The 22699-nt window shown below is 67.5% G+C and carries 21 protein-coding genes; 13 read left to right on the top strand and 8 right to left on the bottom strand.

What is annotated here, in order from left to right; genetic code table 11:
- Positions 1 to 27: 27 nt before the first annotated feature.
- The 3 genes from AC5RT4_RS08900 to AC5RT4_RS08890 form a co-directional block, all read right to left on the bottom strand.
- Positions 28 to 1704: a formate--tetrahydrofolate ligase gene (locus tag AC5RT4_RS08900; protein WP_494105504.1), complete on the bottom strand. Its 1677-nt coding sequence runs from the start codon at positions 1702 to 1704 to the stop codon at positions 28 to 30.
- Between the two features lie 39 nt (positions 1705 to 1743).
- Positions 1744 to 3006, bottom strand: a complete 1263-nt coding sequence (gene mshA, locus AC5RT4_RS08895; RefSeq protein WP_494105503.1) for a D-inositol-3-phosphate glycosyltransferase — start codon at positions 3004 to 3006, stop codon at positions 1744 to 1746.
- Positions 3007 to 3083: 77 nt separating this feature from the next.
- The gene (locus tag AC5RT4_RS08890) at positions 3084 to 4538 is read right to left on the bottom strand and encodes a family 4 glycosyl hydrolase (RefSeq protein WP_494105502.1); all 1455 of its coding nucleotides are present in this window, start codon (positions 4536 to 4538) and stop codon (positions 3084 to 3086) included.
- Between the two features lie 82 nt (positions 4539 to 4620).
- Between AC5RT4_RS08890 and AC5RT4_RS08885 the strand changes: the two genes are divergently transcribed.
- Genes AC5RT4_RS08885 through tsaD form a run of 6 tightly spaced genes read left to right on the top strand, consistent with a single transcriptional unit; the run spans position 4621 to position 9912 of the window.
- Positions 4621 to 5712 carry a carbohydrate kinase family protein gene (locus AC5RT4_RS08885; protein ID WP_494105501.1) on the top strand — a complete coding sequence of 364 codons (1092 nt, stop codon included), beginning with the start codon at positions 4621 to 4623 and terminating at the stop codon, positions 5710 to 5712.
- A gap of 37 nt (positions 5713 to 5749) precedes the next feature.
- Positions 5750 to 6973 carry an alanine racemase gene (gene alr, locus AC5RT4_RS08880; RefSeq protein WP_494041922.1) on the top strand — a complete coding sequence of 408 codons (1224 nt, stop codon included), beginning with the start codon at positions 5750 to 5752 and terminating at the stop codon, positions 6971 to 6973.
- On the top strand, positions 6970 to 7629 hold the full coding sequence (gene tsaE, locus AC5RT4_RS08875) for a tRNA (adenosine(37)-N6)-threonylcarbamoyltransferase complex ATPase subunit type 1 TsaE (protein ID WP_494105500.1): 660 nt from the start codon (positions 6970 to 6972) through the stop codon (positions 7627 to 7629). Before alr ends, tsaE begins: the two co-directional genes overlap by 4 nt.
- Positions 7629 to 8300: a tRNA (adenosine(37)-N6)-threonylcarbamoyltransferase complex dimerization subunit type 1 TsaB gene (tsaB, locus tag AC5RT4_RS08870; protein WP_494105499.1), complete on the top strand. Its 672-nt coding sequence runs from the start codon at positions 7629 to 7631 to the stop codon at positions 8298 to 8300. The genes tsaE and tsaB overlap by 1 nt, the downstream gene beginning before the upstream one ends.
- A 44-nt stretch (positions 8301 to 8344) precedes the next feature.
- Entirely contained in the window at positions 8345 to 8824 is a 480-nt protein-coding gene (gene rimI / locus AC5RT4_RS08865; protein ID WP_494105554.1) for a ribosomal protein S18-alanine N-acetyltransferase, read from the top strand.
- Positions 8821 to 9912 (top strand): tRNA (adenosine(37)-N6)-threonylcarbamoyltransferase complex transferase subunit TsaD, encoded by a 1092-nt coding sequence (gene tsaD, locus AC5RT4_RS08860; protein WP_494105498.1) that lies wholly within the window; start codon positions 8821 to 8823, stop codon positions 9910 to 9912. The genes rimI and tsaD overlap by 4 nt, the downstream gene beginning before the upstream one ends.
- A gap of 30 nt (positions 9913 to 9942) precedes the next feature.
- Here the strand turns inward: tsaD and AC5RT4_RS08855 are convergent, their stop codons facing one another.
- Positions 9943 to 11094: a glutamate--cysteine ligase gene (locus AC5RT4_RS08855; protein WP_494105497.1), complete on the bottom strand. Its 1152-nt coding sequence runs from the start codon at positions 11092 to 11094 to the stop codon at positions 9943 to 9945.
- Positions 11095 to 11488: 394 nt separating this feature from the next.
- Between AC5RT4_RS08855 and AC5RT4_RS08850 the strand changes: the two genes are divergently transcribed.
- Together AC5RT4_RS08850 and AC5RT4_RS08845 are read left to right on the top strand one after the other, a co-directional pair.
- Positions 11489 to 12934, top strand: a complete 1446-nt coding sequence (locus AC5RT4_RS08850) for a glycoside hydrolase family 3 N-terminal domain-containing protein (RefSeq protein WP_494105553.1) — start codon at positions 11489 to 11491, stop codon at positions 12932 to 12934.
- Positions 12935 to 13019: 85 nt separating this feature from the next.
- Positions 13020 to 13838 (top strand): shikimate 5-dehydrogenase, encoded by an 819-nt coding sequence (locus AC5RT4_RS08845; RefSeq protein ID WP_494105496.1) that lies wholly within the window; start codon positions 13020 to 13022, stop codon positions 13836 to 13838.
- Between the two features lie 6 nt (positions 13839 to 13844).
- Here AC5RT4_RS08845 and AC5RT4_RS08840 read toward each other — a convergent pair whose 3' ends face one another.
- On the bottom strand, positions 13845 to 15089 hold the full coding sequence (locus tag AC5RT4_RS08840; protein WP_494105495.1) for a THUMP-like domain-containing protein: 1245 nt from the start codon (positions 15087 to 15089) through the stop codon (positions 13845 to 13847).
- Positions 15090 to 15142: 53 nt separating this feature from the next.
- Here AC5RT4_RS08840 and AC5RT4_RS08835 point away from each other — a divergent pair, with 53 nt between their 5' ends.
- Complete coding sequence (locus AC5RT4_RS08835) at positions 15143 to 15520, top strand: hypothetical protein (protein ID WP_494105494.1); 378 nt, start codon at positions 15143 to 15145, stop codon at positions 15518 to 15520.
- Here the strand turns inward: AC5RT4_RS08835 and AC5RT4_RS08830 are convergent.
- A complete protein-coding gene (locus tag AC5RT4_RS08830; protein WP_494105493.1) occupies positions 15445 to 16380 on the bottom strand; it encodes a DMT family transporter in 936 nt (311 codons plus the stop codon). The genes AC5RT4_RS08835 and AC5RT4_RS08830 overlap by 76 nt on opposite strands.
- A gap of 224 nt (positions 16381 to 16604) precedes the next feature.
- Here AC5RT4_RS08830 and groES point away from each other — a divergent pair, with 224 nt between their 5' ends.
- Together groES and groL are read left to right on the top strand one after the other, a co-directional pair.
- Positions 16605 to 16898 (top strand): co-chaperone GroES, encoded by a 294-nt coding sequence (gene groES, locus AC5RT4_RS08825; protein ID WP_003805290.1) that lies wholly within the window; start codon positions 16605 to 16607, stop codon positions 16896 to 16898.
- Positions 16899 to 16975: 77 nt separating this feature from the next.
- The gene (gene groL, locus AC5RT4_RS08820) at positions 16976 to 18586 is read left to right on the top strand and encodes a chaperonin GroEL (protein WP_494105492.1); all 1611 of its coding nucleotides are present in this window, start codon (positions 16976 to 16978) and stop codon (positions 18584 to 18586) included.
- 78 nt (positions 18587 to 18664) lie between these two features.
- Here the strand turns inward: groL and AC5RT4_RS08815 are convergent, their stop codons facing one another.
- Positions 18665 to 19261 carry a dihydrofolate reductase family protein gene (locus tag AC5RT4_RS08815; protein ID WP_494105491.1) on the bottom strand — a complete coding sequence of 199 codons (597 nt, stop codon included), beginning with the start codon at positions 19259 to 19261 and terminating at the stop codon, positions 18665 to 18667.
- Between the two features lie 52 nt (positions 19262 to 19313).
- Positions 19314 to 19916, bottom strand: coding sequence for a dihydrofolate reductase family protein (locus AC5RT4_RS08810; protein WP_494105490.1), 603 nt, complete (start codon positions 19914 to 19916; stop codon positions 19314 to 19316).
- A 67-nt stretch (positions 19917 to 19983) separates the two neighbouring features.
- Between AC5RT4_RS08810 and AC5RT4_RS08805 the strand changes: the two genes are divergently transcribed.
- Positions 19984 to 21507, top strand: a complete 1524-nt coding sequence (locus AC5RT4_RS08805; protein ID WP_494105489.1) for an ATP-dependent DNA ligase — start codon at positions 19984 to 19986, stop codon at positions 21505 to 21507.
- Positions 21508 to 21649: 142 nt separating this feature from the next.
- Positions 21650 to 22690, top strand: a complete 1041-nt coding sequence (locus AC5RT4_RS08800; protein WP_494041910.1) for a flavin-containing monooxygenase — start codon at positions 21650 to 21652, stop codon at positions 22688 to 22690.
- Positions 22691 to 22699 lie beyond the last annotated feature (9 nt).

Genomic DNA, 22699 nt, shown 5'->3' with positions numbered 1-22699 from the left:
GTGGGGGACAGCGCAACGGGGGAGGGATCAGGTTAGGCCTACCGGGTTGCCGGCGCCGTCCACGTCCATCCGCAGCGCGGCCGGGACGGCGGGCAGGCCGGGCATGGTCATCACGGCACCGGTCAGCGCCACGATAAACCCGGCTCCGGTCTTGGGCAGGAGATCGCGCACATGGATGGTGAAACCCTTCGGCGCACCCAGGCGGGAGGCATCGTCGGTGAACGAGTACTGGGTTTTTGCCATGCATACCGGCATGCCGCCCCAGCCGTTCCGTTCTATGTCGGCCAGCCGCTTCAAGGCCGGCACGGAAAAGTCGACGCCGTCCGCGCCGTAAATTTCCTGCGCAATGGTCCGGATCTTGTCCTCCACCGGCAGCTCCAGCGGATACAGGTGCCGGAAGCTGTTCGGCCGGGCCACCACGCCGGCGACGAGGGCTGCGAGTTCATCGCCGCCATCGCCCCCGCCGCCGCGTGCCCAGACATCGGCGACGGCGGCCTGGACTCCCTCGGCAGCACACCAAGCGAGCAGCCAGTCGAGTTCCTCGGGGGAATCCGACGAGAACCTGTTGATGGCAACCACCGGCGTCACACCGAATTTCTCAACGTTGCGCACGTGCCGGCGGAGGTTGGCCACCCCTGCTTCCAGGGCCGTCAGGTCCGGCAGGGTGAGCCGGTCCTTCGGCACCCCGCCCTGCATTTTCAGCGCCCGCACGGTGGCCACCACCACGACGCCGGAAGGGACCAGGCCGCCGCACCGTGCCTTAATGTCCATGAACTTCTCGGCACCAAGATCGGCGCCGAAACCGGCCTCAGTAACAACGATGTCCGCCAGCCGTCGGGCCGTCTGGGTGGCGATGAGCGAGTTGCAGCCATGGGCGATGTTGGCGAACGGACCGCCATGGACCAGCGCCGGGGTGCCCGCGATGGTCTGCACCAGGTTCGGCTTAATGGCTTCTTTCAAGAGCAGGGTCAAAGCGCCCTGGACACCGAGGTGGGCCACGGTGACAGGGGAGCGGTCAAAGGTATAGCCGAAGGTGATCCTGCCCAGGCGCTCCCGGAGGTCCGCCAAATCAGTAGCCAGGCAGAAAACGGCCATGACCTCCGATGCCACGGTGATATCGAATCCGTCCTGGCGGGGGACACCCTGCGCCGGCCCGCCGAGGCCGATCACCACCTCCCGCAGGGCGCGGTCGTTGATGTCCAGCACCCGCTTGAATGTCATGCGCCGGGGGTCGATGTTCAGTTCGTTGCCCTGGTAGATGTGGTTGTCCACCAGGGCCATGAGCGCATTGTTGGCCGAGGTGATGGCGTGGAAGTCGCCGGTGAAATGCAGGTTGATCTCGTCCATGGGCAAAACCTGCGAGTACCCGCCGCCGGTGGCTCCGCCCTTCATACCCAGGACAGGACCCAGTGACGGCTCCCGCAGGGCGATCATCACCCGGTGTCCGGCCCGGGCCAGCGAATCGGCGAGCCCCACTGTGGTGGTGGACTTGCCCTCACCTGCCGGGGTAGGGGACATGGCCGAGACCAGCACCACCTTCCCGTGGGGCGGAGGCGCCGAAAGCTGCGCGGGATCAACCTTCGCCTTGTACCGCCCGTACAGCTCCACCGCCGCCGCATTGATCCCCGCCGCAGCCGCAATCTCCTCGATGGGCCGGATCCGTGCCGCACGTGCAATCTCAAGGTCACTTGGGGAAGCAGACATCATTGTCCTTTTCTTGGGCGGATGCGGCAGGTGGGGGCGTTAGGGGGCAGGAACGGTGGTCAGGTGCTGGCCCACGAAATCGTCGACGGCGGCGTGGTAGCTTTCGAGCGTGATGGCGGCAGTGCGCTGCCACCCCGAGCTCTGGGCCCGGATGGCGGCTGCCCGTCCCATGTCTTCCCGGGTGGCGGGGTCGTCATACAGGGCCTCCAGCGCATCCGCCCAGTCAGAGGCGTGATGGCCGTCCACCAACAGCCCCGTCCTGCCGTCGAAAATTGCCCGGGAAAGCCCGCCGACGCGCGTCGCCACGACGGGAGTGCCGCAGGCCTGGGCTTCCAGGGCCACCAGCCCGAACGATTCGCTGTAAGAGGGCATCACCACAACGTCGGCCGCGCGGAACCAGGCCGCCAGCTCGGGCGCCTTCACCGGCGGAAGCTGCGTGACGACGTCGTCCATTCCCGCCTCCGCGACCAGCCGCCGGAGATTGAACTCCTTGTTCCCGCTCAGCGAGCCGAGGATGGTGAGCCGGAGGTTGATGTCCGGCCGCCGGCGCCGCAGCAGGGCCGCTGCCTTCACCAGGATCTGCGGACCCTTCAGTCGCTGGATCCGGCCCGCGAAGACGAGGTGGAAGGTTTCCGGGCCGATGCCCCGCCCGGTCCTCGCCCTGGCGCGGAAGGCAGGAGTGAAAGTGCTGAGATCGACGCCGGGCGGGGCGATGTCTATCCGGTCATAAGAGGCGCCGTAATGCGACACCAGCTCAGCGGCCTCGGCACTGGTGTTGGCGATCAGCCGCGCGGCCCCGTCCACGATCCGGTGCTCACCCAGCTCCCGGCGCCGTGGCTCAGGCTGTTCCCCGGACTCGAGCAGGAGGTTTTTGACCTTGGCCATGGTGTGCATGGTGTGGACCAGCGGCACGCCCCATAGTTCGGACAGCTCCAGCCCGGCGATGCCGGACACCCAATAGTGCGAATGGATGACGTCGTAGCGGCCATGCGGCTGCCGCTGACGGATCTGCTCGATTTCCTCCACCATGTGGTGGAGAAGTCCGGGAAGCTCTTCCTTGGGGATCTTCCTAACAGGTCCGGCCAGGACGTTATGGACGCACACGCCGGGATCCGGGTGTTCGATGGCGGGCTGGCCGGCGGAGGTGGATCGCGTGAAGATCTCCACTTCCACGCCCGCTTCGGCCAGCGCGGAGGCCAGTTCGCGGATGTAGACGTTCATCCCGCCGGCATCACCGGAGCCGGGCTGCTCCATGGGGGAGGTGTGGAGGGACAGTAAAGCCACCCTGCGGACCGCTGCCACTGGACCTCCTTCCGGCCACCGGCGCAGGTTAACGCGCCGGGTCAGTGCTGGGCATTCGATAAAACACTACTCCTGTGTCAACGCGTACCACTGCGCCACGTCTTCCTCAAGCCTGGAAACGCCTGCTCGTAACCGCTCAGCAGTGTTGCGGCGAGCTCCTCCGAGCCCACGAGCGGATGCCGGGCGAACGCCTGCAGTGCCGCCCCGCGGTCACCTTCCGTCGCTGCCCGCACTGTCAGCCGTTCCACGTCCTTGACCTGCTGCAGCAGCCCGAGCTGCTCCGGCGGAGGAGCCGCCTGTGCCAGCGGCAGCGCGCCGTCGGCCGTCACCGTACAGGGAAGTTCGACGACGGCGTCCGCCGGCAGGCCCGGAATGGCGGCTGCGAGGGTGGCCGCCTCCGTGCCGGCCGGGGGTAGCGCGAATGCCCCGGTAGTGCCGGCTGGGGGTAGCGGAGACGTCCCGGTGGCGCCGGCCGGCACGGTGTTGCGCGTGTTCAAAATCAGCTGGACCTCGCCGGAACCTGAAAGGGCGCGCATGGCCGCCAGTGCGACGCGTTCATAGCCGCCACCGGCAAGGTCGGCTTCGTCGCGGTGTTCGTCCTTCCCCCGGGCCTCGGCCAGGTATCCCTCCTCCCGCGACCGGCGCGCAGCCTCCCACATGGTGAACGCCTCACCGCCCGCCGCAGCCAGCCGCGGATACAACTCCTGCTGCTGGCTGTGAATGGATTCCCCGCGGGTAGCCGGCAGGGCACGCATCGCTTCCCGGGCTGCGTCCTGCTGGTAGTAGTAATACAGGTACTCGTTGGGGAGCGCGCCAAGGCGGGCCAGGAACGGTTGCGGAAAGAGCCTGCCTTCTTCGAAGGACTGGAGGGCCTGCGGATCGGACAACAGCGCGGGAAGGACGTCCCGTCCGCCGGACTCCAGCCGGTACAGCCAGCCCAGGTGGTTCAGGCCGTAGTAGCCCACGCCGTCGAGCCTTCCTTCCGGGAGTGCGACGCCTGCGGCCCGGGCGGCCCGGTGTACCAGGCCGCCCGCGGAGTCGCAGATCCCGATGACGCGCCTGCCGAGCACCGGCAGGAGTGCTTCGGTGACCATGCCGGCAGGGTTGGTGAAGTTGATCAGCCACGCGTCGGGGCAGTGTTCCTTCATCAGGTGCGCGAGCTCCAGCATGCGCGGGATGGTCCGGAGGGCATAGGAGATGCCGCCGGCGCCCGTGGTTTCCTGTCCCAGCAGCCCCAGGTCCTGCGCCACTCTTTCGTCGGCGACCCTTCCGGCCGTGCCGCCGGGACGGATTGCGGCAAACACCATCTGTGTCCGCGCCAACGCCTGCGCCAAATCGGTGGTGGGGTGCACCGGCAGGCGCCGACCAGGGCCGGGCATGCTGCGCAGGACAGCTGTCACGGCGGCCAGGCGGGAGAGGTCGACGTCGAACAGCACCAGTTCGCTGACTACGCCGGTGAAGGGGCCGGAGGCCAGGGCCCGGTAGATCAGCGGAACCCGGAAACCCCCGCCGCCCACAATCAAAAGCCGCATAATCAGCAGTCTAGGGGCGGGTGTCCGCAGCACCTACAGCAGCCCCTACCGGATGTCGGTGGCAGGGCGTAGTGTGCGGCACATGAACGCGATCCCGGCACGCCAATTCGACCCCCTGGCCGCCGTCCGCTCGCCCTCGGACCCCGGATTCGACGTGCTGCTGGCCGGCACGGTGTTCCAGGACATCATCTTCACCGGATTGCCCCACGCACCCGAGCCGGGCACCGAAATCTGGAGCGACGGCATGGGCAGCTGCCCGGGCGGGGTGGCCAACCAAGCCATCGCTGCCGCGCGTCTGGGCCTGCGGACCGGCCTCGCCGCGGCCTTCGGCGATGACGGGTACGGGGACTTCAACTGGAAGATCCTCTCTGCCCAGGAGCACGTGGACCTGAGCCTGTCACGGAAGGTTCCGGGCTGGCATTCGCCGGTCACTGTCTCGCTGTGTGTGGACAAGGACCGGTCCCTGGTGACCCACGGCCATGCCGCGCCGGTAACGGCGTCGGAGCTTATCGGGGACCCGCCTCCAGCGCTCGCAGGCATCGCGGAAGTGGGGCTGGAGGTTGAACCATGGGCCAAGGAGGCGCACCAGGCGGGAGTAAAGCTGTTTGGCGACGTCGGGTGGGACCCCAGCGGCGTCTGGGCGCCGGTGCGGCTGGACAACCTGCAGTACTTCCACGCGTTCCTGCCCAACCAGCGCGAGGCCATGGCGTTCACAGGCAAGGACGATCCGTGGACGGCCCTCTACGCGCTGGCCGACCGGGTGCCGGTTGCCGTGGTGACACTGGGGCCACAGGGGGCCATGGCGGTGGACTCCGAAACCGGGGAGGAGGAGTGGGTGCCTTCCCTGCCCGTCAAGGCGTTTGATCCCACCGGCGCCGGTGACTGCTTTGACGCCGCTTTCATCGTTGGCAGCCTGGCCGGCTGGCCGCTGGGGAACAGGCTGCGTTTCGCAAACCTCTGTGCCTCCCTGGCAGTGCAGGAGGTGGGAGGATCGCTGGCCGCCCCGGGCTGGGGGGACATCGCCGACTGGTGGAAGCGCGCCAATGCCCGGCCAGAACGGCAGACCAGCCAGTGGCTCCGGCGCTTCTCCTTCCTGGCCGACATCGTCCAGGACGTTCCGCTCGCGGCCCAGCGCAGGGCATCGGCCACCATCGCACACCTCTCAGACGCCTGATTATTCGGCCCGAAGCGCCAGCACTAGAATCACTAGGGTGACTTACCCCGCAACGACCGGTGATTTTGACGCTGCCCCGGGACAGGACCCCCGCAACGAGCGGTCCGCCGTGATCGACCTTGATGCCATCCGGCACAACGTCCGGCGGCTGGCCGCTGCAGCCTCCCCGGCGAAGGTCATGGCCGTAGTGAAGGCGGACGCGTACGGGCACGGCGCCGTCCCGGTGGCGCGTGCGGCCCTGGAAGCCGGCGCCGCCTGGCTGGGGGTTGCCCACATTTCAGAGGCGCTGGCGCTGCGTGCCGCCGGGATCGACGCTCCGCTGCTGGCCTGGCTGCACACCACGGAAAGCAACTTTGGCGCAGCGGTGGCAGCCGGCGTCGACATCGGTTGCTCCGGCTGGGAACTTGACCGCATTGTCGCCGCGGCCCGCGAGCAGGAACGCCCCGCCCGCATCCATCTGAAGGTGGACACCGGCCTGGGACGCAACGGTGCAACCCTCGATACCTGGGACCACCTGGTGGGCGAGGCCATGGAATACCAGGACCAGGGACTGCTGCGGGTGGTGGGGATCTTCTCGCACCTGGCCGTCGCCGACGAACCCGAACGGCCGGAAACCGACCAGCAGCTCGCCGCCTTCCGCGAAGCCCTGGCTGTGGCCGAGGACGCCGGCGTGGACCCCGAAGTCCGGCACCTTGCCAACACTCCGGCCACGCTGTCCCGTCCGGACACCCACTTTGACCTGGTCCGGACGGGCCTGGGGATTTACGGGTTGTCGCCCTTTGCCGGGCAGACGTCCGCCGAGCTGGGCCTCCGCCCCGCCATGACCCTCCGGACCCTGGTGTCCCAGTGCAAGGAGGTCCCGGACGGGCAGGGCGTCTCCTATGGCCTGCGCTACCGCACCAGCGGCCGCAGCACTTTGGGCCTGATCCCGGTGGGCTACGCCGACGGCGTGCCGCGCATCGCCACCGGCGGGCCCGTCCGCGTGGCCGGCAAAACCTACCCGGTAGTAGGACGGATCGCCATGGACCAGATGGTCATCGACCTTGGCGGCATCGGCCATGCCGGGGCGGGCCTGCTGGGTGCCGAAGCTGAGCTGTTCGGCGACGGCGCCGACGGCGGCCCCACTGCTGATGACTGGGCGCGTGCCGCCGGCACCATCAACTACGAAATCGTCACCCGGATCAGCCCACGCGTACCCCGCCGCTTCATCAACGAAGAGGCGCCGGCCGCCGTCGGGCAGCGTGCGGAGGGGGCAGCGTGAACGCGCCGGAGCCTCTGACCAACGGCCAGGCCGCTCCCAACTGGGAAAAGACGTTCACCGCGACGACGGCGGACCAGACCCACGCGCTCGCCGTGCGTCTTGCGGAGGTCCTGGAGGCCGGGGACCTGCTGGTGCTCTCCGGCGAGCTGGGTGCCGGGAAAACCACCTTCACGCAAGGTTTGGGGGAGGGCCTGGGCGTGCGCGCAGGCATTATCTCGCCCACCTTTGTCCTGGTGCGCATCCACCCCAACCTGCCGGACGGTCCGCGGCCCGGCGGGCCGGACCTGGTGCACGTGGACGCCTACCGGCTGGGATCGGCTGCGGAGGTGGACGACATCGACCTCGAGAACACCCTCGACTCCTCCGTGACGGTTGTGGAATGGGGGCACGACCGGGTGGAGCACCTGAGCGAGAGCCGCCTGGAAATTGACCTGCACCGTGCGATCGGCTTGAGCGGCACTACGGTCAATGGCACGGGGCCAGGGGCTGTGGGCGGGGGAGCCGGAGCGTCCCCCGGGTTCACCCGGTCCGACGGCGGGACCCTGGATTTCGACAACGAGGACACGGACGAGCCCCGCACCATCGTCATGCGCGGGTACGGTCCGCGCTGGCCGGCGCTTCCGGGTCCGGTTGCCGTCTCTGAAGGGAACGCCTGATGCTTATCCTCGCCATCGACACCTCCGCCGTGGCGAGCGCTGCCCTGGTTTCCGGCGACGCCCTCGAAGGCGTGGTGGCCAGCTTCTCCACGGAGGACACCCGAAGCCATGCGGAAGTGCTCGCGCCGGGAATCGAACAGATGCTCCTTGACGCCGGTGTCAGCGGAGACGATATCGACGCCCTCGTGGTGGGCGTGGGTCCCGGACCGTTCACCGGGCTGCGGTCCGGCATCGCCACCGCTCGCACCCTGTCCTTCGTGTGGGGTAAACCCCTGTACGGGCTGATGAGCCTGGATGCCGTGGCCCTGGAAGTGGCGGAATCCACCGCCGCAGCCCCGGACTTCCTGGTGGTCACCGACGCCCGGCGCAAAGAGGTGTACTGGGCCCGCTACAGCCTTGCCGATGGCCAGCTTCCCGTGCTGGAGGACGGGCCGCACGTCGGCTTTGCGACGGATCTGCCGGACCTCCCCGCCTACGGTGCCGGTGCCGGGCTCTACGGAGAAACCCTGAAGACGAACCCGGAATTCGCGCTGGAACAGCCGGACGCCCTGTACCTGGGCCAGTTCGCACTGGCCCGGCTTGCCGCCGGAGATTCCCTCCTCGACTCCACCCCCTTGTACCTGCGCGAATCCGATGCGCAGGTTCCCGGGCCCAGGAAGAGGGCCCTGTGAACGCCGCCGCGGATGCCGCCAGCCACGGCGTCTCCATCCGGCTGATGACCCCCGAGGACGTTATCGCCGTCAGCGTCCTGGAGCAGCGGCTTTTCCCGGTGGATGCCTGGCCATTGCACATGTTTTACGACGAGCTGGCCCAGCCGGAGACCCGCTGGTACCTGGTGGCTGAGGGCAGCGAAGGCATCGTGGGCTACGCCGGGCTGATGTGCATAGAACCTATCGCGGACGTGCAGACCATCGCCGTCGTGCCCGAATACGAAGGGCGCGGAATCGGCACCACGCTGCTGACCTCGCTCATAGAGGAGGCGCGCCGCAGGTACGCAGCGGACCTCCTGCTGGAGGTGCGCGCGGACAACCCCCGCGCGCAGCAGCTTTACCGGCGCTTCGGCTTCGAACAAATCCACGTCCGCCCCCGCTACTACCGCGACGGTGTTGACGCCCTCATCATGCGCCTCGAGCTTCCCGGGCCTGAAAGCGAAGGACCGGGAGACGGCACATCAACGGAAGCAGGCCAGCCATGAACCGCTCGCAGCCCCTGGTGCTCGGCATCGAATCCTCCTGCGACGAAACCGGAGTGGGCATTGTCCGGGGCACCACCCTCCTGACCAACACGGTGTCCTCGTCCATGGATGAACACGTCCGGTTCGGCGGGGTCATTCCCGAGATCGCTTCCCGGGCGCACCTTGATGCCTTCGTGCCCACGCTCGAGCAGTCGCTGTCCGACGCCGGAGTCACCCTGGAGGACGTTGACGCCATTGCGGTCACCTCCGGCCCCGGCCTGGCCGGCGCCCTCATGGTGGGGGTCTGCGCCGCAAAGGCCCTGGCCGTAGCTACCGGCAAGCCGCTCTACGCCATCAACCACCTCGTGGCGCACGTGGGCGTGGGACTGCTGGACAGGCAACAGGGCACAGCCGCTCCCCGGCTGCCGGAGAATCTCGGCGCACTGCTGGTCTCCGGCGGGCACACCGAGATCCTGAAAATCAACAGCATCACGGACGATGTGCAACTGCTTGGTTCCACCATCGATGACGCCGCCGGCGAAGCGTACGACAAAGTAGCCCGCATCCTGGGGCTCGGCTATCCGGGCGGGCCTGCCATCGACAAGGTGGCACGGACCGGCAACGCCAAGTCCATCCGCTTCCCCCGCGGCCTCAGCCAGCCCAAGTACATGGGGACGGCCGGGGAACCCGGCCCGCACCGCTACGACTGGTCCTTCAGCGGGTTGAAGACCGCTGTGGCCAGGTGCGTCGAGCAGTTCGAGGCCCGCGGCGCGGAGGTCCCGGTTGCCGATATCGCGGCCGCATTCCAGGAAGCCGTGGTGGACATCATCTCGTCCAAGGCCGTCCTGGCCTGCCGGGAAAACGGCATCAGGGACGTGCTGCTCGGCGGCGGCGTGGCGGCGAACTCGCGCCTGCGGGAGCTGACCGGCCAGCGCTGTGCCTCGGCCGGGATCACGCTGCACGTTCCGCCCCTGGACCTCTGCACCGACAACGGCGCCATGGTGGCCGCCCTTGGAGCGCAGCTGGTGATGGCCGGAGTGGAACCCAGCGGGATCAGGTTCGCCCCGGATTCCTCCTTGCCGGTCACCTCGGTCTCACTCCCGGCCTGACCACGACCGGCAAGGCGCCGGAGGAAGAATTCAGGCGGTGGGGCCGTTCCGCATCTGCTTGACCAGGTCCAGGACGACGGCCTGGAGGTCCCCGCCGTGCTCCTCGGCCACCCGGCGCTGCCGCTGGTAGCCGGCGCCGCGGCGGATGATCTTCTCGACGTCGGCAAGCTCATCCGGGCAGCCGAGCTTGGCGGCCACGGGCTCAAGCCGGTTCAGGGTTTCCAGCAGGTGGTCCGTAACCAGCTGCTCCTTGCCCGCGGCATCAAGGATGATAATCGCGTCCATGCCGTAGCGGGCGGCCCGCCACTTGTTCTCCTGGATGTGCCACGGCGGCATGGTGGGAATGGTTCCGCCGTTGTCCAGGGTGGTGGAGAACTCATCCACCAGACACTGGGTGAGGGCGGCGATGGCGCCCACTTCCTCAAGGGTGGCCAGGCCGTCGCAGATGCGCATCTCGATGGTGCCCAGGTTGGGCACCGGCCGGATGTCCCAGCGGATCTCCGAGAGGGTATCGATCACGCCGGTGGTGAACATGTCCTGTACGTAGGACTCGTATTCCTCCCACGAGCTGAACTGGAAGGGGAGGCCGGCTGTGGGCAGCTGCTGAAACATCAGGGCGCGCTGGGACGCGTAGCCGGTGTCTTCGCCGCCCCAGAAGGGGCTCGACGCCGAGAGCGCCTGGAAGTGCGGGAAGTAGTTGACCAGGCCGTCCAGCACCGGAAGCGCCTTCTCGCGGCGGTCCAGGCCGACGTGTACATGCACGCCGTAGATAACCATCTGGCGGCCCCACCACTGGGTGCGGTCAATGAGCTTCGCGTACCGGGCCTTGTCCGTCACCGGCTGCAGCTGGGGCGGGCTGAAAGGGTGGCTCCCGGCGCAGAACAGCTCCACGCCCATCGGGTCGGTGATCTCCCGTACCGCTGTGAGGGACCTGCTGAGGTCCTCCTTGGCTTCGGCGGCCGTCTCGCAGATGCCGGTGACCAGCTCCACCGTATTCAGCAGCAGTTCCTGCTTGATGTGCGGGTGCTCGTCATCGTCGCTAAGCTCCGGGTGGCGGGAGGCCACGCCGCGGAGCACCTCATTGGCAACCGAGGCCAGCTCGCCCGTCCTGCCGTCCACCAGCGCGAGTTCCCATTCGACACCAAGTGTTGATTGCCTCGATGAAGCGAACTCGATTTCCACGCGTTTCCTAACTGTCCTGTTTGCCGCTGGCTTCCGCCGTCACTGGGGGCTGCTGCGGCTCCTGCCGGCAGGCGAACGGGTGGTTCAAGTCTAGTGCAGGGGTAGCATCGTATTGATGGCCTTGTTCCAACACCTGCGTGACAGTCTTCACAAAACCTTCCCCGTTCTGGCTGCAGCCTCTGCTGCGGTGGCGCTCGCATCCTGTACCGCGGCTCCCGGCCCTGCCCCGTCGCAGGCACCTTCCACCCCGGCCGCACCGTCGGCACCACGCACGACGCCGGCACCCGCCACAGCTTCCCCCTCACCTTCGCCAACACCCGACCCTGCCCTGCGCCCGCTGGGGTGGGGCCCGCAGCAGCGGGACCAGGACGCCGCCGCCGCGGCCCTGGCGCGGATGTCGCCGGAGCAGAAGGCGGGGCAGGTCCTGCTTCCCTTCTTCACGGGCACGGACGCCGGTGCCCATGCCGCCGTCGTCGAACGCCTGCACCTTGCCGGGGCCATCATCATGGGCGACAACGTGCCGCTGGACCCGCAGGGGAATGTGGACGTCGCGGCCATGGGCGCCGCCAACCAGAAAATCGCGAGGGCGGCCACAGCTGACGGCAGGCCATGGCCGGGGATGATCGGCGTTGACCAGGAGGGCGGCATCGTGGCACGCCTCGGAGCACCCCTGACGGAATGGCCGGCGCCCATGAGCTACGGCGCCGCCGGCAGCTTGCCCTTGGCGCAGGAGGCCGGGCAGGGGCTGGCAAGCGAGCTGGTGCCGTTGGGCTTCAACACGGACTTCGCCCCGGACACTGACGTGACCATTGGACCTGCGGATCCCACCATCGGTGCCCGGTCCATGTCCGCTGACCCGGCCGCGGCTGCCAGCTTGGGGGTGGCCTACTCCCGAGGGATGCTGGCCGCAGGCGTCCTTCCCGCCGTCAAGCATTTCCCCGGCCACGGGTCGGTGACCACCGATTCACACCTGAACCTTCCCGTCCAGCCTGCCGGTGTGGCCGATCTGAGTGCGCGCGACTGGAAGCCTTTCCAGGCCGCCATCGCCGCCGGCGCCCCGATGGTGATGACCGGACACATCGCGGTGCCTGCCTTGGAGCCCGGGGTACCGGCGTCGCTCTCCGCGCCGACCTACAAGGCGCTGCGGGGGCTCGGGTTCAACGGGGTGGCCGTGACCGATGCCCTGAACATGGGGGCGGTGCACAAGACGTACCCCGCCGGCTCAGCCGCCGTCATGGCCCTGGCTGCGGGAGCGGACCTCCTGCTGATGCCTGCCGACGTCGGGCAGGCCCATGCCGCGATTGTCTCTGCCGTGGCCACCGGCAGCCTGCCGGCGTCAAGGCTGGATGAAGCCGCCCTGCGGGTGGCAACCATGATGACGTGGCACGCCCGGGCCGCTGCGGGAACGGGCAAACCTACAGGTACTGCAGCCGGCAGCAGCGCCCCGCTTTCAGCCAAGGTCTCCACCGCTGCCGTCACGGTCCTTTCCGGCCACTGCGGCGTACCCCTCGCGCCGGGCGCGGTCCGCGTGGCCGGTGGCAGCCCGGTGGACAGGGCACGGTTCGCGGACGCCGCGGCGCGCCACGGCCTCACGTTGGGCTCCGGCCCCCTGGTCACCCTCATCCCGTACGGCGGACGGCCGGCGGGAGGGGACATTGCCGTCGCCCTCGATGCGCCCTGGCCGCTGGACAGCTCCGCGGCGCCGGTCAAGGTGGCCCTGTACGGCCGCAGCCAGGGCGCCTTCGATGCCCTCGCCGCCGTGCTGGCAGGTACGGCGGCGGCTCCGGGAAAGCTGCCCGCCAACGTCGGAAGGTATCCTGCCGGAACCGGCTGCCCCTAACCCAAGAAAGGCGCCAAGTGCCGTTTTGCGCATTGAAACGACACTTAGCGCTGCCTCCTTGGGCAGTAACGGGTTAAATGGTGGGGTGCCCATCCTGAATAAAGACATGACCCTCTGCATCTCGCTCTCCGCCCGGCCCAGCAACAACGGGACCCGTTTCCACAACCACTTGTACGGACAGCTGGACCTGAACTGGATTTACAAGGCGTTCGCCCCCACCAACCTGGAACAGGCCATCGCCGGAGTACGGGGGCTGGGAATCCGCGGCTGCGCCATCTCCATGCCGTACAAGGAGGACGTCATCGCCCTCGTGGACGAGATGGATGCCTCCGCGAAAGCCATCGACTCCGTGAACACCATCGTGAACACCGGTGGGCACCTGAAGGCCTACAACACCGACTACACCGCGATTGAACAGTTGCTGGCCACCAACGCCGTTCCCACCAGCTATTCAGTTCTGGTCCAGGGGGCAGGAGGCATGGCCAAGGCCACCGTTGCCGCGCTCCGGGACGCCGGATTCACCAGCGTCACAGTCCTCGCGCGGAACGAAACCACCGGCCGGGCGCTTGCCGAACAGTACGGGTTCCAGTGGCGTCCGGCGCTCGACGGCGGGACGGCGGACCTCATCATCAACGTGACACCCCTCGGCATGGCCGGCGGACCCGGAGCGGACACCCTGGCCTTCCCGCCTGAAGCCATCGACGCTGCACAGGTAGTGTTCGACGTGGTTGCCCTCCCTGCCGAAACCCCGTTGATCATTGCGGCCCGCGCCGCCGGGAAGCCGGTGATCACAGGAGCTGAGGTAGCCACGATCCAGGCGCTGGAGCAGTTCGTGCTCTACACCGGCGTCCGGCCGACGGCCGAGCAGGTGCGGGCGGCCGAGGAATTCACCCGCGCCCAGTAGCGGTTTTCAGGCGGGTTCCACCACGATGACCACCCGGTCCTCGCCCATGCGGGTCAGGACCAGGGTGGCCGTTTTGGTGCCGGCTTTCCTGCCGCCTGCGCTTTTCCCTGTGTTTTTCCCGCCGGGAAGGAGCTGTTTGCGCAGTTCCTCCGGCGTGACGGCGGTGCCGCGCTTCTTGATGTCCAGCACTCCGATGCCCTCCGTTTTCACCCACGCCTTAAGGGCCTTGACGTTGTACGGCATGACCTGGAGGACTTTGTAGGCGCGGGCGAATGGGGTGTCCACCAGATGCGGCGCGCAAATGTAGGCGATGTGTTCATCCACCAGGTGGCCGCCGAGCTGCAACGCGACATCGGCCACCAGTCCCGCGCGGATCACGGCGCCGTCGGGCTCGTACAGGTAGCCCTCCACAGGCCCCACCGGGGCGGCGGGACCAGCCCCGAAATCCTCGCCGCTGGTGAGCTCGGCCGCACCTTGGGGACCCAGGACCAGCGCCGCCCGGCGGATGCCGGGGCGCCGGACGGCGTTGAACCACAGCGCCACCTCGGTTACATCGCCGGAGACGGAAACCCACTGCGCCTCGCACTCCGCCGGCACCGAGTCATGGGGCATTCCCGGTCCCATTTTGACGCCGACCGCCCGGCCGGACGCAGCCAGGGACTCAACAAAGGACAGCGGCGGCGAAAAGGCCTCGGGGTCCCAGATGCGCTTGGTACCGGAGGTGGAAGTGACCCGGCGCGCAGGGTCCAGCCAGACGCCGTCGATCCCTTCCAGCGGAACGGCGGTGGCATCCGCGTGGACCACGGAAGCGTTGGCGAAAGGGATGAGGTTTACGGTTGCGCAGGCGGCGGTGGTCTCATCCATTTCCACCGCTGTGACCTTGATGTCCATCGACGCCAGTGCCAGGGAGTCAGCGGCCAGGCCGCAGCCGAGGTCCGCCACGTGGCCGATGCCCGCCTCGGCAAACCGCTGTGCATGGCGCGCGGCCACGTTGAGCCTGGTGGCCTGTTCCAGACCCGCCTGGGTGAACAGCATGCTGCGGGCAAACTCACCGAACTTCGCCTCCGCCTTGGTGCGGAGCCGGGACTGGGTCAGGACCGCGGACACCAGGGCGGGGGAGTGGCCGGCCTTCCGCAATGCTGAGTTCAGCTCGAAGGACTTGTCCTCCTGGTAGGGGCCCAAGGACGCCAAAAGCTCCCAGCCTTCCGGGGTCAGCAAGGGCGCGATCTGGTCCTGGGGAGCTGGAGACATGCCTTCCAGCCTAGTGGAGGAGCGTCCGCCGGGATGCGGATAGTGTTGAAAGCATGGATGAGAGCGCAGGCCCCCGGCAGTCCGAAGAACCAGCCAGGGACAGGGGCCCCGCCAGATTCGCCCGGCCTGCACTGATCGCCGGCTCCCTGGTGGCCGTGGTCTGTATCGGACTCCTGGTGGTCATCTTTTTCCTTGATACGTTCAACGCCACCGTCTACTCAGTGGGCGGCAATGACATTGCCGGCGACACCCAGGAAGCGCGGGACATCCGCGGGCTGTACGACGGCGCCCGGGCCGGCAGCATCGCCGTTCTGGTTTTCGCACTGCTGACGGCCGCTGCCGCGGGCGCCGTTCTTTACCGGGCCCGGAAATCGGCTGCCGGCGACGGCGAGGGCGGGGAAGACGTCGGCTTCGATGACCTGGGACGCTGAGGCGGCCTGCCGCCTGCACTGGTCAGCAGCACCCCGGAAATAACCAAAACGCCGCCGAGGACCTGCGGAACAGTGATGGGCTGGCCCAGTATCACGGTGATGATGGCGGTGAACACGGCAATGAGGTTCAGGTAGTTGCCGGCGTTGGCCGCTGTGGTGCGCTTGAGGGCGAGGTTCCACAGCAGGTAGGAACCCAGCGAGGGGAACAGGGCGATAAACGCCAGGGACCAGCCCTCTGCAGGTGTTTCTGGGAGGCCGGCGCCCGACACCACCGCGAAGGGGCTGAGGACAGCGGCCGCCATGGCCACCTGCACCGCCGTGGAGGTGACCGCGGGGATGCTCAGCCGGCGGGCGATGATGGTGTAGAGGCCCCAGACGGTGATGGCACCGACGATCAGGAGCTCGCCCCTGTTGATCGAGAAGGTCAAAAGGCGCTGCAGTTCTCCGCCGGTGAGCACCAGCAAAACGCCCAGGAGGCCCAGGCCGATGCCCACCCAGCTCAGCGGGCGGGGCCTGTCCCGAAGCAGGACCACCGCCAGCACCATGATCAGGGCCGGATTCGCCGCCGTCACCAGGGAGGCGTTCAGGGCGGACGTGTTCTGCAGGGCACTGTAGAGCAGCAGCGTGTAGCCGCTCATGCCCAGGGCGCTCAAAAGCAGCAGGACCGGCCAACGGCGCAGGACCGCCCGCCAGTCCGGCCGCTCCACGAAGTGGGCGAGCACCAGCAGCGGCACGGCGGCCAGCACCCAGCGCCAGAACGTCAGCTGCAGCGGCTCCATGGTCCGCATGGCGGCCTGGCCCACCACAAAATTTCCGGCCCAGAAAAGGTTGGCAAGGATGAGGTAAACGGCGGCGCGCACCGCTCAAATCTACACGCAGACAAGTACTCCAATGACGAAACGCTGGCACTCGCCTTGACCGAGTGCTAACCCTTACATAGAGTCTTCATTAGCACTCTCCCTAGGAGGGTGCTAACACATGAAGAGCTGCCAGCCAGGCTGCTGCCGGCACCGCGACGACGGTTGCCAGCCAGGGCCGAAAGCTTTCCAGTCCACGAATTTGCTGACGAAAAGGAGAGGTCCGAGTGTCGGTCTCTATTAAGCCTCTTGAGGATCGTATTGTTGTCCGCCCGCTCGAAGCCGAGCAGACCACGGCTTCCGGCCTGGTCATCCCGGACTCCGCGCAGGAGAAGCCCCAGGAAGGCGAAGTTGTTGCAGTAGGCCCCGGCCGCTTCGAAGACGGCAACCGCGTCCCGGTGGACGTAGCAGTCGGTGACGTCGTCATCTACTCCAAGTACGGCGGAACCGAAGTCAAGACCGGCGGCACCGAATACCTCGTGCTGTCCGCCCGCGACGTCCTGGCGATCGTCGTAAAGTAACTCTCCGGATCCCCGTGCCGCTGGTCCTGCATTTTGCTGGCCGGCTGCGCGGGGTTCTGTCTTGAAAGGACAAAACCATGGCAAAGCAGCTTGCGTTTGATGACGCTGCACGCCGGTCTCTTGAAGCCGGTATCGATAAGCTCGCCAACACCGTCAAGGTGACGCTCGGTCCGCGCGGCCGCAACGTCGTCCTGGACAAGAAGTGGGGCGCTCCCACCATCACGAACGACGGCGTCACCATCGCCCGCGAAGTTGAGCTGGACGACCCGTACGAGAACCTTGGCGCACAGCTGGCCAAGGAAGTCGCCACCAAGACCAATGATGTTGCCGGCGACGGCACCACCACGGCAACGGTCCTGGCCCAGGCCCTGGTCAAGGAAGGCCTGCGCAACGTAGCGGCTGGCGCTGCTCCCGGCCAGATCAAGCGCGGCATCGAGGTTTCCGTTGAAGCCGTTGCCGCCCGCCTGCTGGAAAACGCCCGCCCCGTCGAGGGCACCCAGGTGGCCAGCGTTGCAGCAATCTCCGCCCAGAGCGAAGAGGTTGGTGAGCTCCTCGCCGAGGCATTCGGCAAGGTCGGCAAGGATGGTGTGATCACCATCGAGGAGTCCTCCACCACCCAGACCGAACTGGTCCTCACCGAGGGCATGCAGTTCGACAAGGGCTACCTGTCCCCGTACTTCGTCACTGACGCCGAACGCCAGGAAGCTGTTCTCGAGGATGCCCTCATCCTGATCAACCAGGGCAAGATCTCCTCGGTGCAGGAATTCCTGCCGCTGCTGGAAAAGGCGCTGCAGAGCTCCAAGCCGCTGTTCATCATTGCTGAGGACGTCGACGGCGAGGCCCTGTCCACGCTGATCGTCAACCGCATCCGCGGCACCCTGAACGTTGTAGCCGTCAAGGCCCCCGGCTTCGGCGACCGCCGCAAGGCCATGCTGCAGGACATCGCCACCCTTACCGGCGCACAGGTTGTGTCCCCGGAACTGGGCCTGAGCCTGGACACGGTTGGCCTTGAGGTGCTGGGTACCGCCCGCCGCATCACGGTCACCAAGGACAACACCACCATTGTTGACGGCGCAGGTTCGGCCGAAGACGTGGCAGCACGCGTTGCCCAGCTCCGTGCCGAGCTGACCCGCACCGACTCCGACTGGGACAAGGAAAAGCTGCAGGAACGCCTGGCCAAGCTGGCCGGCGGCATCGGTGTCATCAAGGTCGGCGCAGCCACCGAGGTTGAGCTGAAGGAAAAGAAGCACCGCATCGAAGATGCAGTGTCCTCCACCCGCGCTGCCCTCGAAGAAGGCATCGTGGCCGGTGGCGGTTCCGCACTGATCCACGCACTGAAGGCCCTGGACGAGGACCCCGCCGTCAAGGCCCTCGAAGGTGACGCCGCCGCTGCTGTGGGCATTGTCCGCCGCGCCCTGGTCCAGCCGCTGCGCTGGATCGCCCAGAACGCCGGCTTCGACGGCTACGTCATCACCGCCAAGGTTGCCGAACTCGAAACCAACAACGGCTTCAATGCCAAGTCGGGCGAGTACGAAGACCTGATCGCCGCAGGAGTCATTGACCCCGTCAAGGTCACCCGCGCGGCACTCCGCAACGCAGCTTCCATCGCTGCACTGGTTCTCACCACCGAGACCCTCGTTGTGGAGAAGCCTGCCGAGGAAGACGAGCACGCAGGCCACAGCCACTAGTTCCCACCGTCTTACTGACGGCGGGGCCCAGGCCTGGAAAACCGGCCCAGCGTTTGCTGGGCCGGTTTTTTCGTCTCCCTACTTCCCGACCCTGTACCGCACGTGCGTGGCGAACGGTGAAGCGACAGTCTTGACAATTTCCAGGTCAACGTCCTGGTCAAAGCCGTCGAACAGACGCTTGCCGGCACCCAGGATTACCGGAGCTGTCGAGAGCACCAGCTCGTCCACCCTGCCGGCGGCCAGTGCCTGCCGGATCACGTCCGCGCCGCCGCTTATGGACACGTCCCTGCCGCCGGCCGCCGCGGCAGCCTGCGCCAGGGCGTCGTCGAGTCCGGAGACAAAGGTGAACCCTGACGAGGCCGCCGGCTGGTCCTGGGTGCGGTGGGTCAGGACGAACAGCGGGCCGGGAAACGGGTTGGTCCCTCCCCATGCCCCTGCAGCGTCATACATCCCGCGGCCTACAATGCCGGCCCCAAAACGGTCTGCGAGTTCGTCGTAAAAATCCTTGTCCGGCCCCCGCATGGCGAAGTCATGGCCGCCCTCGTAGGTCCACGGTCCTCCCATCACCCAGTAATGCAGGCGTTCGCCGCCCTTGCCCAAGCCGTACCTGGGCCCGTCCCCAGGGCCGGTGATGAATCCGTCAACCGACGTGGTGATGGCTGCGATGACGCCCAATGGTCCTCCTCAAGGCAGGATGGAAGGCAGGTCGGCCGGCTGCCGCACAGAGCTAGGTGCCGGCCATGTCCCGCGTCTCGACGCCGCCGGCGCGCTCGTACACCAGTGACACTGCCCCCTTCGGGAAGCTGCGCGCCGGCTCTGCCAGGCGGAACGTGGCCGGGACCGTCCCGGCGTCGAACAGCCGTTTGCCCTGGCCGAGGGTTACTGGATAAAGCCAAAAGTGGAGGCGGTCAATCACGTTTGCCGCGAGCAGTGAACGGATAAGCACGCCGCTGCCGAACATGTGCACCTGGCCGTACTCGGCACGGAGCCGGCCCGCGGCCGTGGCATCCTGCAGGACAGTGGTTCCCGCCCAGGCGGGATCAGCCAGCGTGCTGGAGACGACGAACTTGGGCACCTTGTTGAAGGTGGCCCCGATGTCGTCGGATTGGTGCGGCCAGAAGGAGGCGAAGATATCGTAGGTTTTCCGGCCCAGCAGCAGTGCATCGATCTTGCTGATCTCGGACTCTATGGTGGCCTCGGCCTCGTCGTCCGACACCGGTGCCTGCCAGCCGCCGAAGGCGAAGCCGCCCGCGGTGTCCTCCTCGCGGCCGCCGGGCGCCTGATAGACGCCGTCAAGGGTGAGGAACAGGTTTGCGACGATGATTCCCACGCGTCCATTGTGAAACTGGACTTCGGCGCTGTCCAGCCTCCGCAGGGGTGCGTGGCAGACTGGTGCCATGCTGCTCGACGAGCTTGTGAAGACCGCGGATACCGTCGCGTCTACCCGCTCCCGGCTCGCGAAGGTGGATGCGCTCGCGGACCTGCTGCGCCGCCTCGAGCTCGCGGAGATCGCGACGGTGGTCGGCCTGCTGGTCGCCAAGCCGCGCCAGGGCAGGGTGGGGGTCGGCTGGCGCGGAATGTCCGCGGCCATGGGGGAGCCGGCCGCCGTGCCGGGCCTGACTGTGACAGACCTTGACGGTGCGCTGGACCGGTTGCTGGTGGCGGCAGGTGCCGGGTCGGCAGCGGAGCGCGCCGCCACCCTCCGGACGCTGACGGCCGCAGCGACGGAACGCGAGCAGGCCTTCATTTCCGGGGTGCTGCTGGGCGAACTGCGGACCGGCGCGCTGGAGGGGGTGCTGACCGATGCCATTGCCCGCGCCGCAAATCGCTCTCTGGACGCCGTGCGCCGTGCGGCAATGTTGACCGGCGATCTGGGCGGCACCGCCCTGTTGGCCATCACTGGCACGGAAGCGGAGCTCGACGCCGTCGGCCTCGTCGTCGGACGTCCCGTGCAGCCGATGCTCGCATCCACCGCGTCCAGTGCAGCTGCAGCGCTGGAGACCACGGGGGAGGCCTCCGTGGAGTACAAGCTCGACGGCGCCCGCATCCAGGTGCACCGCTCCGGTGACGAGGTGCACATCTATACCCGCACGCTGGCGGAGGTAACCCACAGGCTGCCCGAGGTGGTTGAGGTGGTGCGCGGACTGCCGGTGCGCGATGTGATCCTCGACGGCGAGACCCTCGCCCTTGACGAGGACGGCGGTCCGCGGCCGTTCCAGGAGACCATGTCCCGGTTCGGTGCTGATGCGGCGCGCAGCATGTTGCTGCATCCCTGGTTTTTCGATGTACTGCACATGGACGGCCGCGACCTGCTGGATGAGCCGCTGGTGACGCGCATCGGCGTGCTCGACCGCATCGCCCCCGGGCACCGCATCCCGGGCGAGGTCACGGCGGATGCGGCTACAGCTGAAAGGGTGTCCCGGGACGCGCTGGCCGCGGGCCATGAAGGTGTGGTGGTTAAGGCCGTCGGCTCCACCTACGCGGCCGGCCGCCGTGGCTCGAACTGGGTCAAGGTCAAACCGGTGCTCACCTATGACCTGGTGGTCCTCGCCTGCGAGTGGGGGTCAGGACGGCGCACGGGGCTGTTGTCGAACCTGCATCTCGGAGCGCTCGACCCCACCGGTGAGTTCGGTGAACCCGGCAGCTACGTGATGGTGGGTAAAACCTTCAAAGGCCTCACGGATGCCCTGCTCCGCTGGCAGACTGAGAGGTTCCAGGAGCTCGAGGTACGGCGGACGGCGGGCACTGTCTGGATGGAGCCGGTCACCGTGGTGGAGATCGCCATCGATGGAGTACAGCAATCCCCGCGCTACCCCGGCGGAATCGCGCTGCGCTTCGCCCGTGTGAAGCGCTACCGGGACGATAAGACAGCTGCGGAAGCGGACACCATCCAGACCCTGCGCGGGCTGCTGCGTTCGTAGGTTGTGCCGGTTCTCCAGTGGGCGTACGGTGACGCTTAAGTACCGGCGCCGCCTGCGTGGCGCCGGGTAAGAAACGCGACTGCGGCACGTCGGCTGGGTGGGTACCGGAAGGAGGCCACGGTGCCGGCTGGGACAGGAATTGATGCGGGCCGGTCACCTGAAGGAACAACAGCGGAACTTCGTCATCCTGGATGCGAATCCGCGCACCGGCGACGCCTGGCGGCAGCGCTGGGACTCACTGCGGGTGTTCACCCCCGCGAAATACGACGGACTGCCCGGCGAACCCTTCCCTGCCGATCCCCTGTCCTTTCCCACGAAGGATGAGATGGCCGCCTACCTGGAAGGTTACGCCGCCAGGAACAGCCTGCCTGTGCTCCACGGCACCCGCGTGGAGCGGCTGTGGAAGGAAGGGAACCTGTTCATCGCGGCAGCCAACGGCAGCCGCTGGGTGGCCCGGAACGCCGTCGTCGCCAGTGGGGCAGAACAAGTCCCCAAGGTTCCCGGCTTTGCGCAGCAATTGGCACCTTCCACAGTCCAATTCCATTCCAGCGCCTACCGGAATCCCTCCCAACTGCAGGAGGGGCCGGTCCTGGTGGTGGGGCTGGGGAACTCCGGAGCCGAAATCGCCCTGGAGGTAAGCCGGACGCATCCCACGTTCGTCGCTGGAAAGCCCGGCGGGCAGATTCCGGTAAAGCATGGCCGGGCAGCGGCACGGTACTTCCTGCCCTTGGTGCGCTTCCTGGGGCTGCACGTGCTCACGCTGGATTCGCCTGTCGGACGCAAGGCAGCGCCCAGCTTCAAGGCACACGCCGCGCCCCTGATCAGGACCAAAACCAAGGACCTGGCCGCTGCAGGAGTGCAGCTGATGCCGCGGGTGGCCGCGGTGCAGGACGGAAAGCCCGTCCTGTCCGACGGAACAGCACTCAGCGTAGCCAACGTGATCTGGTGCACCGGGTTCCGCCCGGACTTCAGCTGGATCGACCCGGACCTGCTCGACGCCGGATCGATGCCGCGGCAGCACCGCGGCGTTGCGCTTGATATCCCCGGGCTGTTCTTCCTGGGACAGGAATTTCAGTACGCCGCGGCATCCGCCACCCTTCCCGGGACCAGCCGCGACGCCCGCTACCTTGCGGGCAAAATCCCTGCGTTGGGTAAGATTGATGTTTTGCCTATGCGCGTGTGAGGTCTTTTT

The sequence above is a fragment of the Arthrobacter sp. sptzw42 genome (assembly GCF_059089685.1).
The sequence above is the reverse complement of the archived record's forward strand: the minus strand, read 5'-3'. Positions and strand labels throughout refer to the sequence as shown.

What these genes read in the sequence shown, in the direction of transcription:
- AC5RT4_RS08900 (WP_494105504.1), bottom strand. Translation starts at nt 1,704, where the DNA reads ATGTCTGCTTCCCCAAGTGACCTTGAGATTGCACGTGCGGCACGGATC.
- AC5RT4_RS08890 (WP_494105502.1), bottom strand. Translation starts at nt 4,538, where the DNA reads ATGCGGCTTTTGATTGTGGGCGGCGGGGGTTTCCGGGTTCCGCTGATC.
- AC5RT4_RS08885 (WP_494105501.1), top strand. Translation starts at nt 4,621, where the DNA reads ATGAACGCGATCCCGGCACGCCAATTCGACCCCCTGGCCGCCGTCCGC.
- tsaB (WP_494105499.1), top strand. Translation starts at nt 7,629, where the DNA reads ATGCTTATCCTCGCCATCGACACCTCCGCCGTGGCGAGCGCTGCCCTG.
- rimI (WP_494105554.1), top strand. Translation starts at nt 8,345, where the DNA reads ATGACCCCCGAGGACGTTATCGCCGTCAGCGTCCTGGAGCAGCGGCTT.
- tsaD (WP_494105498.1), top strand. Translation starts at nt 8,821, where the DNA reads ATGAACCGCTCGCAGCCCCTGGTGCTCGGCATCGAATCCTCCTGCGAC.
- AC5RT4_RS08850 (WP_494105553.1), top strand. Translation starts at nt 11,489, where the DNA reads ATGTCGCCGGAGCAGAAGGCGGGGCAGGTCCTGCTTCCCTTCTTCACG.
- AC5RT4_RS08840 (WP_494105495.1), bottom strand. Translation starts at nt 15,089, where the DNA reads ATGTCTCCAGCTCCCCAGGACCAGATCGCGCCCTTGCTGACCCCGGAA.
- AC5RT4_RS08835 (WP_494105494.1), top strand. Translation starts at nt 15,143, where the DNA reads ATGGATGAGAGCGCAGGCCCCCGGCAGTCCGAAGAACCAGCCAGGGAC.
- groL (WP_494105492.1), top strand. Translation starts at nt 16,976, where the DNA reads ATGGCAAAGCAGCTTGCGTTTGATGACGCTGCACGCCGGTCTCTTGAA.
- AC5RT4_RS08805 (WP_494105489.1), top strand. Translation starts at nt 19,984, where the DNA reads ATGCTGCTCGACGAGCTTGTGAAGACCGCGGATACCGTCGCGTCTACC.
- AC5RT4_RS08800 (WP_494041910.1), top strand. Translation starts at nt 21,650, where the DNA reads ATGCGGGCCGGTCACCTGAAGGAACAACAGCGGAACTTCGTCATCCTG.